Genomic DNA, 18,945 nt, shown 5'->3' with positions numbered 1-18,945 from the left:
TGGAGACACCATCGTGACTTACTGTCCTGAGCCAAATCGATACCATCAAAACCGATTCCGTCGATGCGGGGACAGCGCGCTGCGTCTGCCACTGATCTCGTTGGGTCTCTGGCAGAACTTCGGTGGTGTGAATGCTTTCGAGGACGGGCGGGCAGTGCTGCGGCACGCCTTCGATCGCGGCGTGACCCACTTCGATTGCGCCAACATGTATGGACCGCCGGGCGGCAGCGCTGAGGTCAATCTCGGCAGAATGATGCGGACGGACTTCTCGGCGCACCGCGACGAGCTGATCATCTCCTCCAAAGCCGGATACGAAATGTGGCCGGGGCCATATGGGATTGGAGCCTCCCGCAAGCACCTCATCGCGTCGATCGATCAAACCCTTGACAGGCTCGGCGTGGATTACGTCGACATCTTCTACGCCCACCGCCCCTGGCCAGACGACCCGATGGAGGAGACGATGGCCGCGATGGCGGACATCGTTCGCCACGGCAAGGCGCTCTATGTCGGCGTCTCCTCGTTCAGCCCAGAGCGCACGCGCCGCGCGGCCGAACTGCTTCGATCCGAGGGCGTGCGCCTGCTGATTCATCAACCGTCGTACTCGATGTTCAATCGGCACATCGAAGCCGGCTTGCTCGACACACTGGGCGAACTGGGAGTGGGTTGCATCGGATTCTCTGCGCTTGCGCAGGGTCTGCTCACCGACAGATACATCGACAGCACGCCGTCAACGGCCCGCGCCTCCGAACGGAGCTCCTTCAGCGCGGAATTCCTGTCCGAGGACAATCTTCGCCGGGTGCGCGCGCTGGCAGACATTGCGCGACGCCGAGGTCAATCGCTGGCGCAGATGGCGATCGCCTGGGTCCTGCGTGACGCGGGAGTCACCTCCGCCCTGATCGGCGCGCGGACAGTCGAACAGCTCGATGACTCGCTGAATTCACTGAATCGGTTGGACTTCACTTCCGGCGAGCTGGCGGAAATCGATCAGTACGCGCAGGAGGGCGGAATCGACCTATGGCGCGAGACATCGAGCTTGTAGCCCGAATGCGACCCAGGTCACCGGGGCGGCGCGGTTTCGGAGTCGCCGCCGCCGGTCGGCTCTGTCTCCCAAAATTTGCGCCGCAGATGTTCGCGTGATCGAATCCCCAATTTGGCGAACACGTTTCGCAGGTGAGTGTTCACGGTATGCGGTGACAACGACAAATACTCGGCGACCTCGCGGTTGGTTGCCCCTTCCGCGACGAGCTCCACGACGCGCCATTCCATCCTGGTCAGGCTGGCCCATCCGGTGGTTTCGCGCATGCGAACGATTCGACGATGCACGCCGAGATCGGCCAGCGCACGTCCGACGCGACGAGCGTCCGCCTTGCTCTGCGCCTGACTGAACGTGTCAAAAGCGTCGGACAGATGAGCCACGGCGCGTTGCGCGTCGCCGTTCTCGTGGAGCGCCAGGGCGAGGTCCTCCGATGCGGCTGCGAAGAGCAATGGGCGCTCACATCCCGCATACGCGTCGGCTGCTGCGCCGAGGCTGGCGGTGTCGTCGTCGAGCAGCCCTCGAGCATGCGCTGACACTGCGGCGAACAGCGGTGCCGCGTCGCGGTCGCGGTCCAAGATCTGGATCGCCGACGTCACGAGGTCGTGCAGTGGACCGTGGTTCGCACCTGCGGCAATCCGAGCCGCCAACACGGTGCGGTCAAGATCGAGGGCGAGCAGAGGAGTGCCGAGCAGCTCGCCTCCCTGTTCGAGGGCATGTGCAGCGCGGGCGGCGTCGCCATGTTGCCAGGCGATGAAAGCCTGTGCGCCGCAGGCGGCCCGGCGACGGGCCGGCCCGCGATCCATCAGGTACTCGGCGGCGAGACCGGCGATCCTGGCCAAGTTTCGGTCTTCGGTACGGGCAGCCAGCTCAGAGAGCACCGACACGTGGATGAGGCCCGACACGCCGTTGTTCATGAACCGGACACCGTCGGGCAGCGACTCCACCGTGCTCCGCGCCTCATCCAGCCTGCCGTGGATTACCGCGCGAATCGCCGCCAGGTGCACGAAGTTCTGCGCGATGACGGTGTCTTCGCCCCGACGGGCCGCATCGACGCCGCGGGTGATCGCTTGTGTCGCTTCGTCGAATCGCCCAAGCGTCAGAGTGATGCTCGCGTAATGGAAGTTCGCCAGATGCGCAACGGCAGTGCCGCCATCGCTGGCCCGAATCCGGCTGCGCACGTCCGCGAGGGTCGCGAGGCTTCGTGATCCGAATCCGGCGGCACACTCCACATTGGCCAGCGTCAAGCCCGCCAACACCCCGACACTGGCATCAGTCGACGACGCTTCCTGCGCTTCGATGGCCGCGGACCGTGCGCGATCGGTCTGGCCGTCCATCATGACGTTGTATGCCAGCCAGCCAAGATGCTGCGCGCGCATCTCCGGTGTGATTCCAGGGAGAGCGAGCGACTGCACATTTTCTTCCGCGCGCTGCCCTGCGACGCGATCGGAAAGCTTCGACATGCTCAGGCGTATCCGGGCTTCACACTCGTCGGATAGCTCTGTGGTAAGGGAGTCGTCAAACAGTTGTCTCGCTTCGTCGTAGCGCTGCGCCCGGTTCAAAAGCCAGATCGATTGTGCAACAACACTATTACGCTGGGAGGCATCGGAGCGGATCAGCTTCATCGCATGGCAGCTCATGTCCGCAGCGCGTGACGGATCGGTCCTGGACAACGATTCCACCGCCGTCAGCAGTATGGCGACGGCTTTGTCGTCACCGATGTCAGCACTGCGCGCGAGCTGCGGCGCGACCTCCTCGGCCGTCGCGCCGGCGTCGAGCAGTACCTCGACCGACTCGCGTTCGAGCGCACGGCGCACCGCGGCGGGAACCGCATCGCGAGCGGCATGCCGCACCAAGTCATGTTTGAAGCGCAGACGGTCACCCGCCTCGCTGAGAAGATCGGCACGTACCGCCTCTCCGACGAACTCAATGAGGCTGGAAGGATGCCGCTTAACCATCCTGCCCAACAAGCTCGCCGAGAAATGATCCGGGAGCACCGCCGCCACGTGAACAAGCTGGCGCGTGGCCGGCGAGAGCCGATCGAGACGCTGCACCATGGTGTCGGTGAGTCGCCGGGGCACGCGCTCCCCTTCCGTCGAGGCTCTGCCGCGGTCGACTCGGATGCGGCCTTCTTCCTCAAGCCCCTGCGTGAGCTCCAGTAACAGAAAAGGATTGCCGCGCGCCATCGACGTCAGTCGTAATAGATTGTCGTCGAGGTCGGCACGCAGCACGTCGCGCACGATGTCCGCGACGGCGTTCGCGCCGAGAGCGTCCAGTCGAAGCCGCCGCGCGTCCGGCCCCCACGCCGTCATCATCGCCTCGGTGGCGTCTCGGACCATCGGAGCTTTTTCCCCGGACCTCGCTGTCAGGACCCACGCGATCGGCGAGGACGCCAGATCATTCATCAGGGCCCGAAAAGCCATCAAGGTTCCGGCATCTGCCCACTGGACGTCATCGACGAGCACCAGAAGTGGCGTCGCCACCGCTGCGGATGCGATCGCTGAGTGCATTTCGCTGACCAGCCAGTAGTGGTGATCTGGTCCGGTGCTGAGCCTCCTCATCGCCTCAACGTCACCGATCGGGGGTTCGGCGCCGAGGAAGATAGCAAAGAGCAGTGCGAACGGCGCTGCCTGCTGATCCTCGAACGCTTTTCCAAGGAGAGGGCGAACCTCGCACGACAGCGCCTTTGCGCCTATCTCAGAAAGAAGGCGAGACTTGCCGATCCCCGGCGGCCCCTCCACCAACAGCAAGGAACCGGTCCCGTTCTTCAACCGGGCGATCACATCGTCGACCACCACGAGTTCATCGGATCGACCGCGCAAGGGAAACTCGATGCGGGACAGAGCACGCCGCGCCGCCTCGTCGCGTTTGACGGCTGCCATGCGCACACCTCTGCGTTCGCGCTCAGCCGCACCCCGCGATCCCGCGGAAGAGATCCGCCTGAACGTTTCCTGACGATTATCTGGGAGTGGGCTCGCCCATCAGAACAACTTAAATGCAGACACCCCGCATCCAGTGAATAACTGAGTGGATGGGACCGCAAGTTGGTCAGGCGAGCCCGCAGCTGCTGAGACCGCCAAGTCGGACAACTAGACGCCTTGACGGTTTAGTCTCTCCCGACTATGCCGGATATCAACCCCGTCGCCGAGTTCGACTTCATCATCGTGGGAGCGGGCAGTGCAGGCTGCCTGCTGGCCAATCGGCTCAGCGCCAACCCTGACCACCGGGTGTTGTTGGTCGAGGCCGGCGGCAACGACGACTGGTTCTGGATCAAGGTGCCGGTGGGCTATCTGTACACGATTGCCAACCCGCGCACCGACTGGTGTTTCACGACGGAGCCCGACCCAGGTCTTGGCGGCCGGAGCATCATCTACGCGCGGGGCCGTGTGATCGGCGGCTGCTCGTCGATCAACGCCATGATCCACATGCGCGGCCAGGCCTCCGATTACGACCTCTGGGCGCGGGCCACCGGCGACGAGAGATGGCTCTGGGGTGGCCAGGACGATCCGGGCGAGACACTGACGATCTACAAGCAATTGGAAGACTATTTCGGCGGGGCGGACGACTGGCACGGTGTCGGCGGCGAGATCCGCGTCGAGCGGCCGCGGGTGCGGTGGAAAATCTTGGACGCCTGGCAGGCCGCCGCTGCTCAGGTGGGTATCGCCCCGATCGACGAGTTCAACCGGGGCGACAACTCCGGCAGTGCCTACTTCCACGTCAACCAACGGCGTGGTCGTCGATGGTCGATGGCCGACGCTTTCCTGCATCCCATTGCCCACCGGCCCAATCTCACCGTCTACACCCGCACCCAGGCCTTGCGGCTGCTGATGGACGACCAGGTCCACGAAGGTCAACGTCGCGGTGCCTGGACCACGGCTGCGCACCGCGCCACCGGTGTGCAGTTACTCAGGGAAGGCCGCATCGTCGACGTGCGTGCTCACCGGGAGGTCATCCTGACTGCCGGAGCGATTGGCTCGCCACATCTCATGCAGGTTTCGGGGCTGGGCCCGGCCGAGCTGCTCACCCGGCACGACGTACCGGTGGCCGTCGATCTGCCCGGCGTTGGTGAAAACCTCCAGGACCATCTGCAGCTGCGAACGGTCTATCGGGTACGCGGCGCCCGGACCGTCAACACGCTGTACCGGAATTGGATCACCCGCGGCGGCATGGGCCTGCAATATCTGCTCTTGCGCTCAGGTCCGATGACGATGCCGCCCTCCACACTGGGAGCTTTCGCCAAGAGCGATCCCGCGCTGGCCAGTCCCGATATGGAATGGCACGTGCAACCCCTGTCCTTGCCCAAGTTCGGCGAACCGCTGCATCCGTTCGGGGCAATCACTCCCTCGGTCTGCAATCTGCGCCCCACCTCGCGGGGTCATGTGCGGATGTCGAGTCCGGATCCGCTGACCAACCCAAAGATCCTGTGCAACTACCTGTCCACCGACGCGGATCGTCACGTCGCCATTCGCGGTCTCCGGATGACCAGGCAGATCATGGCGGCGTCTCCCCTGGCCCGCTACTGTCCGGAAGAGTTGCTTCCCGGCCCGCAACTGGTGAGCGACAACGACCTGGAGAAGGCAGCCCGGGAACTCGGTACCACCATCTTCCACCCGGTGGGCACCTGTGCGATGGGAGCCTTTGACACACAAGGTCTTCCGCAGTCGACGGCCACGGTACTCGACACTGACTGCCGGGTGTATCGCGTCGCCGGCCTTCGAGTTGCCGACGCTTCGGCGATGCCCACGATCACGTCCGGCAACACCAACGCGCCGGTCATGCTGATCGCGGAGCGCGCTGCGCGAGCGATCCTGGGATAAGTCCCGTGTGCGCCGCCAGCGACGAAGAATTTGTCGAGCCAGTTTAAGCTTTCCGTGTGCGCGGGTAGGCGTCTTGGCACGAGCGCGAAACTTTCGAAGCTCACACCAGTTCTGTTCGCCGGTGTCGCCGCCGCAGGAATCGCAGCTGCACCAACCGCTTTCGCTGAGCCGGGCCCGCCGCCGCCGGCGCCTCCGGCCCCGGGGTGCTACAACCCCGACGGCACGCCGTGTACGCCATCGGCAGGACCGCAGGGCGCCGGTGCCGAGATTCCGGGTGGACCCGGGGCTCAGGCCGGCTCTGACGGCCGGGTTTCGGCCGGTATCCCCGGTGGCCCTTGGGCACAAGCCGGTCCCGGCGGGGGTATCGCCTGCATACCGGGCGGCCCATGTCGGACCATCGACCTGCCGGGTTGACGCCAAATGTAGGGATCGGCGCCAGCGCGGCGATGAATCTGCTGGTTTGCCAACGGTATCCACCACAATGGAAGGGCAAACCGTGGCAGGATCGACGCGTGAGTGAACGCATCGAGGTTCAACGAATCATCCCCGCGCCGGCCGCAGACATTTTCGCGGTACTGTGCGATCCGCAGGGCCATGTCGCGATTGACGCGACCGGCATGCTGCAGGACGCTGACGGGCAGCCCGTGCGTGCCATTGGCGACAGCTTCGTCGTGCACATGGACCGCGAGTCGCTCAACGACTATCCGTTGGGCAAGTACGACGTCACTGTGTCGATCACGCAGTTCGAAGCGGACCGACTGATCGCGTGGACGATCTTCGGCCAACTGAAGCCCGACATCGGGCACGTGTACGGCTATCGACTCGAGCCCGCGGACGGCGGCACGGCGGTCACGTCGTTCTACGACTGGTCCGAGATCGATCAGCACTGGCGCGATGCCAAGATCTTCCCCATCGTCGGCGAAGCGGCATTGCGTGCGACATTGGGCATCCTCGACCGGGCCGTGCGACGAGGCTATCCGCAGGCGTCAACCTAGCCCGACAGGGTGACTTTCCGGCCATCCGCGCATCTGGCAATGTGAGTTTTCCGTGCCGCAGGGCCCAGGCGGCGGCCGCCGGAGAGGAGATCCCATGGGGCTATTTCGAAAGAACACGCATGATGACGATGCTCCCGTCGACGCAAATGTTTACTACTCCACGCCCTTTGGCGACACAAGAGACGGCGGGCAGAAGCTGTTCTTACTCCAGCGAGACGGTGTGTCGTACTTCCCGGTGTTTCGAAGCCTGGACTCCATGAAGGCGTTCTACGAACAGGCCAACCGCGCCGGTTATGTGGTGCTTCAGGGCGATGTAGCGAGCGTGTCGGACACCATGCGCTCCATCGAACTGATGAAAGACGTGCGGATCGTCATTGAACCTTTGAGCGAGCACCCGGTTGAAATCACGCCGGCCTGACGACTTCCCTTCGGGCTACACAATGTGCTCGCTGCCGGCCGAACGTTGACAGGGTTTCGACGCGGCGATGTAAGTTCACGCGATGAGAATCGCCATCAGTGGCACTCACAGCGTGGGCAAGTCCACTCTTGTGCGGGACTTTCACACCGCGCATCCCGAATTCCTGGTCGAAGACGAGCCCTACCGCTATCTGGCGGCACGAGGTGAACGTATCCACTTCGCGGAGCGCGCAAGCCAGCGCTGCAACACCTTGATGACGCGGCACGCGATCGATCGCATCAACGATGCCAGGGCAAACCACCCCGATGTTGACGTGATCTGCGATCGCAGCTGTCTGGACTTCATCCCCTACTCGGAGTACGCGCTGGCAATGGGAAGCGATCACGGCGTTGCCGAAAACCAAAGGCACAGAACGGTGGAAGTTCGCGCTGACATGCAGGAGAAAGCCGATCTGCGGTTCCCGTCCGATATCACGACTGCCTACATCGACGAGCTGTGGTCAGTGGTTCTGCACAGCAACGCTCTAGGAAGCTACGACCTGATTGTCTTCCTTCCTCTTACCGGAGATCCGGCGATCGACCCGGCGATGGAGGATGACGGGATTCGCTCGGTGGAATGGTTTTACCGGAATTGGATCGATCGGGCCTTCAAGAGGCTGTATCACGAGGAACTCCCCCGGCGGGCTCCCCTGACATGCCGATTCGCCGAGCTGACCGGTAGCCGCCAAGAGCGGGTCAGCGAACTGGACCGAATCATCGACCACATGCCCGAAGTTAGGTAGTGCAATACCGGTGCCCGTGGCTGCGGCCTGCGTGATCATGGATATGGCGGACGCGGTCGGCTCGGGAGGTCACCATGACAACGCTCGAATCGGGTATCACGCACTGCGCAAACGGCACACCACCACCGGACGTGCCATTGAGCGATATCGACCTGGGCTCGCTCGAGTTCTGGGGGTGGGACGACGATCGGCGAGACGGGGCGTTCGCGACGCTGCGTCGTGAGGCGCCGGTCGCGTTCTTCGAGGCCCCCACGGTGCCCGGATTCGAATCGGGTCCCGGGCACTGGGCGTTGACGTCGTTCGAGCATGTGCACCATGCGAGCCGGCACCCCGAGGTGTTCAGTTCGGTTCCGACGAGCGTGTCGCTGAGTGAGATCGACCCCGCGGTCGCGGAGTTCGGCGGATCGATGATCAATCTCGACGACCCGCGCCATCTGCGGCTGCGGTCGATCGTCAACCGCGCGTTCACCCCCAAGATGGTGGCCCGCATCGAGGAGAGCGTGCGTCACCGGGCGCAGCAACTGGTGAGCGACATGGTGGCCAACCATCCCGACGGTAAGGCGGACTTCGTGCAGTGCCTCTCGGGCCCGTTTCCGCTGCAGATCATCTGCGACATGATGGGCATCCCCGAAGCCGACCAACAGAAGATCTTCCACTGGACGTCGGTCGCGTTGGGCGTCGGTGACAAGGAGGTGGCCTCCGATCACGACGTGGTGATCCAGGCGGTCCTCGACATCGCCGCGTACGGCATGGAGTTGGCCGAGGCTCGCCGCTGCGACCCTGCCGACGACCTGACCACCAATCTGGTCCAGGCGGAGGTCGATGGTGAGCGGCTGTCGTCTGCGGAGATCGCCTCGTTCTTCATGCTGTTGTCGGCCGCAGGCAACGAGACGACCCGCAACGCCATCAGTCACGGCATGGTGGCGTTGAGCAGGTATCCCGAAGCCCGGGATACCTGGTGGTCCGATTTCGACGGTGTCGCCACTACCGCGGTCGAGGAGATCGTGCGCTGGGCCACGCCGGTGATCTTCATGCGCCGCAATCTCACCGACGACGTCGAACTCGGTGGCGTGACGATGAAGGCCGGCGAAAAGGTGTCGATGTGGTACAACTCGGCCAATCGCGACGAGACCAAATTCGCCAACCCCTGGTCGTTCGACGTGACCCGAAATCCCAACCCGCACTTGGGATACGGCGGTGGCGGAGCCCACTTCTGTCTTGGCGCCAATCTCGCCCGCCGGGAGATCAGGGTGATGTTCGAAGAGTTGAACAACCGCGTCCCCGATATCGTCGCCGTCGAGGAACCCGCCATCCTGCACTCGGCGTTCATCCACGGCATCAAGCGGCTGCCTGTCGCCTGGACTCCTAGGCCTTGAGGATGTCGGCCGGGGACGCGATCCTGACGAACCCGCGCGCTGCGGCTGCCAGTTCGGTATCCGCGGTCACCAGGGCATCCGCCTGCAGTTGGGTCAGCGCGATGTACTGGACCTGGTGGACGTCCGGCCAATTCAGCTCGGCGGCCAGTCGCCACGCATGATCCTCCAGCGATCGGTCGCCGAGGAACCGGATCCGCAGCGCGCGGATATCGTCGAGGATTTGCCGGCCGGCCCGGTCGTCGATTTCGCCGCGGCGCACCGATTCGTACACCAGGGCCAGGACCTGCGAGCGCAACAGCGTGGGAGCCGTGAGGCTGTGTCGCGGTGGAATGTTCGCTCCGGTAGCGGCGAGGTTGACGGCCACCTGTGCGTCGATGACGAAGGTGGTCATCTCAGCTCCTTGGGACGCCGCAGCGATGTTCTGCCCGCCGACGTGGAGCCGCACCCGCACGGTATCGCCGTCGTCGATCCCCTCGGACCGGCGTAGCGCCACTTTCAGCGGTACGAGATACACACCGTCCTTCGGCATCAGCGACGTCGTCACCTCGGTCGCGCCGATCCGTACCCCGGCGGGAATACCGCCCCAGCCGTACGTCAGCTCGCCGATGTGAGCATGCAGGAAGTCATCAACGTGCGGGGGCGTGGCGACAAAGAAGTACGGTGCAGGCCCACGCCACTGAAACACCTCAGCCTCGAACTCCCAGTCCACCGCTTCACGCTAACGCGAGATGCTCTCGGCGCACATCGCGTGCCCCTCCCCCGCCGGCATCGGGTAACGGCCGGGACTCATCTCGGTTCAATACCGGACACGGCCAGCGTGGATACACCGTTAACAACAGTCACATCGTTAACATCACGCGATGCACGATTGGCTCCCGGCTGCCCGCGTCCGGCCGTCACGTCCGGTCACCCGGCGTGATGCGCTGCGCTACGCCGCGGCGTTGACCGGCCTGGGTGCGGCGGCATCGGTGGCAAGCGGTATCCCCACCGCGGCGGCGGCCGCTCCCACGCTGATCGACTTCGCCGCCAAACAGATCCCCGCGCAGTACATCCGGGCAGCCGGTCATTCCGGCGTGGTCAACTACGTGTCAACGTCGCGTCCGGGGTCGTCGTTCGGCGCCAAACCCATCACCCGGCCCTACGCCGAGTCGCTCACCGCGGCGGGTTTGGTGATCGTCAGTAACTTCCAGTACGGCAAGCCCGGCGGGACGGCACCGTCGGATTTCTTGCGGGGCTACGCCGGCGGTATCGCCGACGCGCGCACGGCCTGGCAGTTGCACACCGCCGCAGGCGGCGGCCAGAGCGCACCGATCTACTTCACCATCGACGAGGACATCAACCGCGACACCTGGAATCGGGTGGCCCTGCAGTGGTTTCGCGGTATCAACTCGGTCATCGGCGTCCAGCGCACCGGCGTCTACGGCGGCATCGATGTGTGTGAATGGGCCGCGGCCGATGGGGTCATCGGGAGGTCGAGCACGCCCGGCCGCTGGTGGGCCTGGCAGACGAAAGCCTGGTCGGGCAACCGGGTGCACCCGGGCGCTGCGCTCTACCAGCGCGTGGTGGCCACCGCGTCGAATCCAGGCCCGCTGGTAGGTGGCCTCGAAGTCGACGTCAACGACGTCCTGGCCTCCGACGTCGGCCAGTGGAACCTGCATCCATGACGTCGGTTCTTCCCGACGACCGCTAGGCTTTGCGCAAGGGGGCTCCGACGCGGAGCGCAGGGAGGGGCCAGTGATCATGCACGTGCAGCGGGATCGATGACCAGCACCGAACTTCCACTGGTACCGGCCAATCCGCTGCCGTTGCGGGACAAGATGAAGTGGGCTCGCCAGTACCACACGGGCCAAGTCAAGCTCCGGGAGGCCGGCGGCCAGGTAACCCGGGTGGCGCTCGGCCCGCGCTGGTTGAAGAGCCCGACCATCGTCTTTGTCATGTCGCCCACCGGCGCGCGAGATGTGTTGGCACGCAACAATGAGTCGTGTGATCGGACCCTGGTCCACCAGGAAATCCGGCGATTGCTGGGCGATAACCTCGCCGATTTGCCGAACATTCCGTGGCGTTCGCGCAAGAGGACCTTGCAGCCGGTCTTCACCCCGCAGCAGGTTGCGAAATTCGGTGGTCACATGGCCGAGGTCGCCGAGATGATCGCCCAAAGCTGGGGTGATGGCGCCTCCGTTGACCTCGACCTCGAGGCCCGCCGCCTGACGATGCGTGTCCTGGGCCGATCAGTGCTCGGGTTGGACCTCGATGAGCGCGCAGAAGCGCTCGCCGAGCCGCTCAACGTGGCGCTGAAGTACGTCGCTGACCGGGGCATGCGCCCTGTGCGTGCGCCGTGGTGGCTACCCACCCCGGCAAGGGCCCGGGCCCGGGCAGCGGGAGCGACGCTTCGCGGACTCGCCGCGGACGTGCTCAAGGCGTGCCGAGCCGACCCTGATCGCGACGCGCCGCTGGTGCATGCGTTGATCAACGCCACGGATCCCGACACCGGGCGCGCACTGTCTGACACCGACATCTGCAACGACTTGATCGCATTCATGGTCGCCGGCCACGACACCACGGCGACGACCCTGGCCTATGCGTTGTGGGCCATGGGCCGGCACCCAGAGGTGCAGGACCGAGTTGCCGCTGAAGTCGCGGCACTCGGTGATCGCGCCCTCACGCCCGATGACGTTCGCCAATTGGGCTACACCGTGCAGGTACTGCGCGAGGCGCTGCGGCTGTGTCCGCCGGTCGTGGTCGCCGGGCGCACAGCCATGCGCGATATCGAGGTTGACGGCTACCGGGTGCAGGCCGACAGCATGGTGTTGGTCGGCGTCTTCGGCATGCAGCGCGATCCAGCCCTATGGGAGAACCCGCTGGACTTCGACCCCGACCGCTTCAGCTCGGAGAATTTCGCAAGCCTGGACCGCTGGCAGTACATACCTTTCGGAGCCGGCCCGCGGACCTGCATCGGTGATCACTTCGCCATGTTGGAAGCCACTCTGGCCTTGGCGACCATTATCCGCCGCGTCGAAATACGCTCTTCGGCAACCGATTTCCCGCTCGAGGTACCGTTCACGATGGTGGCGGGTGCGCCGATCCCGGCGAGTGTGCGCCGGCGAACGCGCTGAGGCTGTGGAACCTACATCCTCGGCGTCACGCCGCCGCGTCGTCGTTGGCGGTGCCGGCGCACGATACACAGTCGGGATTGTCGATGTCGAAACCCCCGCAGCTCAGGCAGATGAACGGAATCATGAGCTCTCCTTCGTCCAAGTCCGACGCCGGCATTCTCGACGTTGGGCCTTTGTTACCCCGCGCCGTCCCGATCGAAACGCCTACCCCAGCGTGCGCTTGAAGCGGCGCATCCCGGCGATCCACCGCTCGTAGTCGGAGCCTTTCTGTCGATACATGGTCAACACCTCGGGGTGCGGCAACACCAGAAATGACCCGTCGGCGATGGCCTGGATCGTGAGCGCGGCCACGGTGTCCGGGTCGAGCACCGCACCGGCACTGCTGACAGCAGCGCCGGCCACCCGGATCTCTTCGTCCGGCGAGTCGGACATGCCGCGCAGCAGCGGGGTGTCCACGCCCATCGGGCAGACGCAACTCACGCCAATCCCCCTGTCGCCGTATGTGATTGCCAACCATTCCGCGAACCCGACGGCGGCATGCTTGGTCACGCTGTAGGGTGCGGCACCGATCTGGGTCAGCAGGCCGGCGGCGGAGGCGACGGCAACGAAATGACCGCGACCACGCTCGACCCATTCCGGGAGCACAGCTTTGGCGGCGCGGATGTGGGCGCGCAGGTTGATGTCGATGATGCGGTCCCACGCCGCTTCGTCGTCGCCGAGCCCGGGTTCGCCGGTGATGCCGGCGTTGGCGACGTAGATGTCCACCGGGCCGAAGGCACGCCGCGCGGTGTCGAGCAGGGCCGCGATGCCCTCGGTGCTCGAGGCGTCCGACACCGCCGAGACACCGTCGATCATCGCCGCGGTCTTCGCCGCCGAAGCGGCGTCGATGTCCCCGACCACCACCGCGGCGCCCGCCGCGGCGAGAGCTGCCGCAACTGCCCTGCCGATACCCGAGCCTGCTCCGGTGACTACGGCCACCGATCCGTCGATGTTCACGGCCACATGTCTAACGGACGCCTGGGCGTCGTACCGGCCGTTCGCGGATCGCGCGGGTCGGTATGGTCAGGGCCGGCGACACCAAACATTGCTGGTCGCGCGTCCAGTTGGAATTAATTCCAGGCCCTAGCCGCTAGTTTGCCGTGGTTCTGGTTTGCGTGTCCGCTATCCTTGGCTGGTTTTATGTTGTCCCCGGACGTGGTGCCCCGGGCGGTGCAGGAAGGGGCGGCGATGCCCAAAACCGCCTACGTCGCGACGGGTGCCACGGCCGTTTTCACGGCCTTCGTGCTGTGGACCTTCAGCGCTTGGTCATCTGGCACATCGATCAAAGCCGTCAACGACCTCGTGTTCGTGGTTCTGAGCGCTGCAGGGGCGATCTTCGCCGCCTTGGCGGCGCGAGCGGTACACGGCAGGCTGCGGGCCGCATGGGTCGCGATGACGATCGGGATGGTGGGCTGGGTGCTCGGTGAGGTGCTCTGGACCTACTACGAACTCGCGCTCGAAGAGCCCCCGTTTCCCTCGTTGGCCGATGCGGCCTACCTGGTCATGCCGGTCGGGTTCTGTGTCGGTCTGCTCCTCTTCCCTGCCGACACCGGGCAGTCGCGAGGACGGACCCTGCTCGACGGGCTGGTCGTTGCCGGGTCCCTCTTCGTTGTGAGTTGGGTGACCATCCTGAGCCCGATGTATGCCGCCGGCTCCGAAAGCGCCGCGGCCATGGTCATCTCACTGGCGTATCCGATCTCGGACGTGGTGATCCTCACCGTCGCAGCGATGGCGTGGCTGCGAGCGGCGAGAGATCAACGCCTGGTGTTGGCGATGCTGACGATCGCGGTGGCCTGCATCGCCTTGTCCGACAGCGCTTTCACCTACCTTTCGGTGGAGAACGCTTACGCCAGCGGCAGTTTGATCGATATCGGATGGGTAGCCGGGTTGCTACTCATCATGTTGGCTGCAACAGTCAGCCGCGATGAGGTAGGTCCGCCAAAGAAGCTACCCGCCTCGACAAGCTGGGCACCCGTCTGGTTTCCCTATACCCCACTGCTCCTGGCGGGTATCGTCGCGGCAGCCGAGCCGGCGACGATCTTTCAAACCCCGGTGGTGGAGCTCGTCGGAGCGCTGCTGATTTTCGCGGTGCTGGGCCGCCAGTACCTGGCGGTCACGGAGAACCGTCGGCTGCTGGCCGCCGTGGCCGAACAGGCGCTGCGCGACCCGCTGACGGGCCTGGCCAACCGTGCGATGTTCTCCGACCGTCTCGAGGAGGCGATGCGGCGCCGCGAGCGCGACCATGTGTCGGTGGCCTTGATCATCTTGGACCTCAACGACTTCAAAGTCGTCAACGACACCCTGGGGCATCCCGCGGGCGACGAATTGTTGAACCGGGTCGGGGAACGGATCCTGGGATGTGTACGAAACAGTGACACCGTGGCGCGCCTCGGCGGCGACGAATTCGTCGTGCTCGTAGACGATGACGCTGCAGAAGAGTACGCCGATCACATCGCTCACCGGGTGACAAAGTCGTTCGACAAGCCGTTCGCCATCGAGGGCCACGAACTGTTCGTTCGGCCCAGCGTCGGGCTGGCGGTGGCCGGCGCGGACGAACCGGGGGTATCGGCCGAAGACCTGGTCAAGCGGGCCGACCTGGCGATGTATGCCGCCAAGAAGGCGCGCACCGCCGGCGTCCACAGGTTCACGCCGGACTTGGAGGTGGCCGCCCCGCTCGGCGAGGTCCTTCCGCAGTCGCAGGGCACCCATTCGGCCGGCGATGCCGCCGCGATCCAACTGCTTGGCGAGCTGCGCCACGCCATCGATTCCGTCGAACTGACCCTGCTCTACCAGCCGAAGTTCAACCTTCTCACCAACACCATGGTCGGGGTCGAGGCGCTGGTCCGCTGGCCGCATCACCGGCGCGGCCTGCTCAGCCCCGACGAGTTCCTGCCGCTGGTTCGACACCACGATCTGATGCGCCCGGTCACCGACTTGGTCGTCAACACCGCGCTCAACGCGGCGCTGCAGTGGCACCGGCAGGGATTGCCGCTGCCAGTCGCAGTCAACATGTCGGCACCTCTGCTCGCTGACCCACACCTCCCTGCTCGTCTTCGTCGGGCATTGGCCGCGCGAAATCTACCGGCCGGCACACTGACTGTGGAGATCACCGAAGACTTGGTGCTCGGCAATATCGAAGGCACCCGAGATGTATTGAACCAGCTGCGCCGCAGCGGAATCCGGATTGCTATCGATGACTTCGGCAGTGGCTACTCCACCCTGGCCTATCTATGTGAACTGCCTGTCGATGAGGTGAAGTTGGATCGGCGGCTGATCATGCCCATCTTGGAAGACGCCCGCGTCGCGACGGTGGTCCGCGCGGTGATCGCGCTGGCTCACGAGCTGGGCCTGACCGTGGTTGCCGAGGGAGTCGAGGAGGCCGAGGTCGCCGCGCAACTCACCGAATTCGGCTGTGACGTCGTACAGGGTTTCTACTTCAGCGTGCCGCTCTCGGCTGACGATGTGCTGCGGTTGGCCGCTAGGCCAGCAATGCCACCACTGCGTCGGCCAACGTCGCACGGGCAATGTCGAGATCCGAGGTGAAGCCGATCTGTCGTTCGTTGCTCAGACCCCGGATCGCGGCGGGCAGCAGGCACCGGACCCGGTAGAGCCTGTCCGGATCGAGATCGAGTCCGTCCATCAGATAGTCGAAGCCCTGAATCCAGTCGAGTTCGCGGGCCGCGAATGCGGCTGCCGTACGCGGATATTCGGCGGCGATATCGGAACGGCGCGCCGGTAACGAGGTGCGCAGCGCGGTGAGCGCCTTGCCCTCGGTGGTGTCCAGGTAGTTCCACACCGAGTCGATGACGGTCTCCACCCGTTCGCGCAACGTGGGGGCGTGTTCCGGCCAGGTATTCGAATTGAAATCCCAACTGCGGGAGTGGATTTCAGTGATCACCGCCACCCAAAGGCCGTCAAGATCACCGAACTGGTGTTGCACTGTGCCCCAGGTGACGGCTGCGTCTTTGGCAATGCGGTTCGCCGACACCGGCTCGCCTCCGCTGTCGGCCAGGCACCGGATGGCAACGTCGAGCAGACGCGCCCGGGTCTGACGTCCCCGCTTGTTCAGTCGGGTACCCGCCGCCGACTGGGGCACTTCGCTGGGAACCCTGGCTTCCCACTGCTTTCGGGCGCGGTCGGCCTGCACGGGCCTGCCGGGGCCGGTCAGGCGAACCTCCCCGGATTCGGTGCGACCACCCGTCGCAGCGTCGGGCGTGCGCCTCGGTATGCCTGAACCACAGGTGCGATCTCGTGCGGACTGGCACCGTGCATGATGACCGAATGCACGCCCAGGTCATATTGTCGAGCAATGGTTTTCGCGCATTCTTCGGGCGATCCTTTTGCCACCGAGTCCAGCCAATCGGCCGGAATCAGTTCGGCGATCCGCTGCAGTGTCTCATACGACGCACTTGCATCGATGGGTCCGGCGGCCGCAGCGTCGGTGAACAGCGCGGACTGCCTGATGCGGTCGAACGTGGTCCGATCCCAGCCGTTGGCGGAAACCAGCACGTCCGGGTAGGCCTGCAGGTACGTCGCCAGCCGCCCGACCCCACGGCGCATCTGGTCTTCGGGCGACAACGCGTCGGGAACTGTTGCCAGGCAAGCCCAGATCCGGACGCTGTCGGGATCCTTACCCGCGCGCTCGGCTCCCCGGCGCACTGCCGCAACCGACGCCGTCGTCGCCTCGTCGGAGAAAAAAGTATGCAACACAACGAAATCACCGATCTCGCCCGCGAGTTCCATGGTCTTGGGGCCAACCGCCACCAACCCGATGGGTGGCCCGTCAGGCAATCCGCTCACGTGGCGCAGTAGCGGCCACCTTCCTGCCGGGCCGTCATGGTCGACGATGGTTTCGCCGGCCCACATCCGGCGCAGGATTCCGAAGAAATCACGCAGCCGGGCCTCGGTCACGACCGGAAGACCGATCGCCTGCCAATATGCGGCCATCCCGCGCCCGAAGGCCATGGCGAAACGGCCTTCCGTGAGCGCATGCATCGTCGATCCCACTGTCGCGGTGACGGTGGGATGGCGGGTCTGGTAGTTCGTCGATGGGGCGATGCCCAGGGTTGTGCTGCAACCGGCGAGCGCACCGGAAAGCACCGCGGCGTCCTTGACCGTGAAGCGTTCACCGATGTGGCAGGAGCCCAGGCCGAGCGCCTCTGCCGCGCGAGCCTCAGGGAGTGCCACGCGGACATCGGCGGGGTGCCTGGTCACGGCGTAATAACCGAGTTCGTTGAGCTGCGGAGCAGTGCTCATGGATTGCCTCTCGTGCCGTCGACGCCTAGCACTCTGACCTGTGCGGCCGCAATTGTCAATGAACCTTCTCAATAACTTGGCGAGTCCGCACCTCGTGCGCAGCGACATGCCCTCAACGGCTGTAGCGCGCGGCCAACTTGGTCAGCGTCGCCTCGATACCTCTCGCATTGGCTTTGGCGAAACCCATGCGCTCGTAGTACTTCAGCGTGTCCTTGATGGGGCCGGTGTCGCGGTAGTCGAATGTCTCGGTCACCCGCGTGAGAGTGGGTGTGAGAGTAGCGAACTCCCAACGCCAGCGATGTCCGAACGGGTGGCGCCACTCGAACAGTTCGTCGGGTGTGAGAGCCGTGACGGTGCTGGTGATCCGGTAGGGCACCCCGAACATTTTCATCCCGGTCGTGAATCGCGAACCAAGGGCGATGTTGTCTGGACACTTGATGTTGTCGCTGACGGTGTCGGAACCGTCCAATTCGTGGTGGCGGCGAGGGTCGGCGACCATGGCGTACAGTTCGGCCGCGGAGGCATTGACTTCTGTGGAGCGGCTGACTTGGTTGGGTCCCGCGTCAATGATGGTGACCGGCATGATCGGAAAGCATGCGCTCCAGGTTCCCGCCCGCGCAACTGGCACGTGGGTGGGCGAATTCCACCCCGGCCTATCACCCCCGCTGAGCACTCGCTAGCGTCACTGAGACATACGAACGGAGGTTCACATGGCCGAGCAGATACCCATGGTCGATTACCTGGTGCTCGACGATGGTGAACCTCACCTCGTCGCCCACGAATGCACCGGCTGTGGCGCTCGGTTCTTCGATCGGCGCAATGCGTGCGCGGGCTGTTTCGGCACTGACTTCACGACCGTCCCCGTCGCCACGCACGGCACGGTACGAACGTTCACCATCGTCACCTTCGCCGCACCCGGTGTGCCGGTTCCGTTTGTGGCCTCTGTGGTGGACTGCGACGGTACCCAGGTGCGCGCCAACCTGGTCAACGTCGAGCCTGATCCCGAACACGTAAGCGACGGGATGAAGGTGCGCCTGAGCACCTACTCGCTTGGCGCCGACGCAAACGGCACCGAGGCCATCGGCTTCGGCTTCGAGCCCGTCGCCTGACTGCCCCA

Annotated in this window: 16 protein-coding genes; 10 read left to right on the top strand and 6 right to left on the bottom strand. The window is 64.8% G+C overall.

All coding sequences use genetic code 11. From position 1 onward, the window contains the following. Positions 1 to 10 precede the first annotated feature (10 nt). Positions 11 to 1,039, top strand: a complete 1,029-nt coding sequence (locus HPC46_RS21975; RefSeq protein ID WP_325096730.1) for an aldo/keto reductase — start codon at positions 11 to 13, stop codon at positions 1,037 to 1,039. A gap of 17 nt (positions 1,040 to 1,056) precedes the next feature. Here HPC46_RS21975 and HPC46_RS21970 read toward each other — a convergent pair whose 3' ends face one another. Further along, positions 1,057 to 3,915 (bottom strand): AAA family ATPase, encoded by a 2,859-nt coding sequence (locus HPC46_RS21970; RefSeq protein WP_179473821.1) that lies wholly within the window; start codon positions 3,913 to 3,915, stop codon positions 1,057 to 1,059. A 240-nt stretch (positions 3,916 to 4,155) separates the two neighbouring features. On the opposite strand from HPC46_RS21970, the gene HPC46_RS21965 reads away from it, so the two are divergent. The 5 genes from HPC46_RS21965 to HPC46_RS21945 all read left to right on the top strand — a co-directional run bounded on the left by HPC46_RS21965 (position 4,156) and on the right by HPC46_RS21945 (position 9,420). After that, on the top strand, positions 4,156 to 5,850 hold the full coding sequence (locus tag HPC46_RS21965) for a GMC family oxidoreductase (RefSeq protein ID WP_179473819.1): 1,695 nt from the start codon (positions 4,156 to 4,158) through the stop codon (positions 5,848 to 5,850). Between the two features lie 512 nt (positions 5,851 to 6,362). Continuing rightward, positions 6,363 to 6,845 (top strand): SRPBCC family protein, encoded by a 483-nt coding sequence (locus HPC46_RS21960; protein WP_179473817.1) that lies wholly within the window; start codon positions 6,363 to 6,365, stop codon positions 6,843 to 6,845. Between the two features lie 94 nt (positions 6,846 to 6,939). Then, on the top strand, positions 6,940 to 7,263 hold the full coding sequence (locus tag HPC46_RS21955) for an SseB family protein (protein ID WP_179473815.1): 324 nt from the start codon (positions 6,940 to 6,942) through the stop codon (positions 7,261 to 7,263). An 82-nt stretch (positions 7,264 to 7,345) separates the two neighbouring features. Beyond that, entirely contained in the window at positions 7,346 to 8,044 is a 699-nt protein-coding gene (locus HPC46_RS21950) for an AAA family ATPase (RefSeq protein WP_179473813.1), read from the top strand. A gap of 74 nt (positions 8,045 to 8,118) precedes the next feature. Further along, positions 8,119 to 9,420 carry a cytochrome P450 gene (locus HPC46_RS21945; protein WP_179473811.1) on the top strand — a complete coding sequence of 434 codons (1,302 nt, stop codon included), beginning with the start codon at positions 8,119 to 8,121 and terminating at the stop codon, positions 9,418 to 9,420. Here the strand turns inward: HPC46_RS21945 and HPC46_RS21940 are convergent. Beyond that, positions 9,410 to 10,129: a type II toxin-antitoxin system VapC family toxin gene (locus HPC46_RS21940; RefSeq protein WP_179473809.1), complete on the bottom strand. Its 720-nt coding sequence runs from the start codon at positions 10,127 to 10,129 to the stop codon at positions 9,410 to 9,412. The two genes, HPC46_RS21945 and HPC46_RS21940, sit on opposite strands and share 11 nt — an antisense overlap. A gap of 151 nt (positions 10,130 to 10,280) precedes the next feature. On the opposite strand from HPC46_RS21940, the gene HPC46_RS21935 reads away from it, so the two are divergent. Both HPC46_RS21935 and HPC46_RS21930 read left to right on the top strand, forming a co-directional pair. Beyond that, positions 10,281 to 11,084, top strand: coding sequence for a DUF1906 domain-containing protein (locus HPC46_RS21935; protein ID WP_179473807.1), 804 nt, complete (start codon positions 10,281 to 10,283; stop codon positions 11,082 to 11,084). A 96-nt stretch (positions 11,085 to 11,180) separates the two neighbouring features. Then, complete coding sequence (locus HPC46_RS21930; protein WP_179473805.1) at positions 11,181 to 12,533, top strand: cytochrome P450; 1,353 nt, start codon at positions 11,181 to 11,183, stop codon at positions 12,531 to 12,533. 204 nt (positions 12,534 to 12,737) lie between these two features. Here HPC46_RS21930 and HPC46_RS21925 read toward each other — a convergent pair whose 3' ends face one another. Further along, on the bottom strand, positions 12,738 to 13,529 hold the full coding sequence (locus tag HPC46_RS21925) for an SDR family oxidoreductase (protein WP_179473803.1): 792 nt from the start codon (positions 13,527 to 13,529) through the stop codon (positions 12,738 to 12,740). Positions 13,530 to 13,712: 183 nt separating this feature from the next. On the opposite strand from HPC46_RS21925, the gene HPC46_RS21920 reads away from it, so the two are divergent. Continuing rightward, positions 13,713 to 16,115, top strand: coding sequence for a putative bifunctional diguanylate cyclase/phosphodiesterase (locus HPC46_RS21920; RefSeq protein ID WP_233716559.1), 2,403 nt, complete (start codon positions 13,713 to 13,715; stop codon positions 16,113 to 16,115). Here the strand turns inward: HPC46_RS21920 and HPC46_RS21915 are convergent. From HPC46_RS21915 to HPC46_RS21905, 3 genes are all read right to left on the bottom strand, one after another. Next, on the bottom strand, positions 16,051 to 16,719 hold the full coding sequence (locus tag HPC46_RS21915; protein ID WP_179473801.1) for a TetR/AcrR family transcriptional regulator: 669 nt from the start codon (positions 16,717 to 16,719) through the stop codon (positions 16,051 to 16,053). The genes HPC46_RS21920 and HPC46_RS21915 overlap by 65 nt on opposite strands. A gap of 17 nt (positions 16,720 to 16,736) precedes the next feature. Further along, complete coding sequence (locus HPC46_RS21910) at positions 16,737 to 17,828, bottom strand: TIGR03857 family LLM class F420-dependent oxidoreductase (protein ID WP_179473799.1); 1,092 nt, start codon at positions 17,826 to 17,828, stop codon at positions 16,737 to 16,739. A 112-nt stretch (positions 17,829 to 17,940) separates the two neighbouring features. Next, positions 17,941 to 18,411: an SRPBCC family protein gene (locus tag HPC46_RS21905; RefSeq protein ID WP_179473797.1), complete on the bottom strand. Its 471-nt coding sequence runs from the start codon at positions 18,409 to 18,411 to the stop codon at positions 17,941 to 17,943. A 127-nt stretch (positions 18,412 to 18,538) separates the two neighbouring features. Here HPC46_RS21905 and HPC46_RS21900 point away from each other — a divergent pair, with 127 nt between their 5' ends. Continuing rightward, positions 18,539 to 18,937, top strand: a complete 399-nt coding sequence (locus HPC46_RS21900) for a Zn-ribbon domain-containing OB-fold protein (protein ID WP_179473795.1) — start codon at positions 18,539 to 18,541, stop codon at positions 18,935 to 18,937. Positions 18,938 to 18,945 lie beyond the last annotated feature (8 nt).

Source organism: Mycolicibacterium vinylchloridicum, from assembly GCF_013404075.1.
Classification (GTDB): domain Bacteria; phylum Actinomycetota; class Actinomycetes; order Mycobacteriales; family Mycobacteriaceae; genus Mycobacterium; species Mycobacterium vinylchloridicum.
This window is presented reverse-complemented; position numbering and strand designations above follow the sequence as displayed.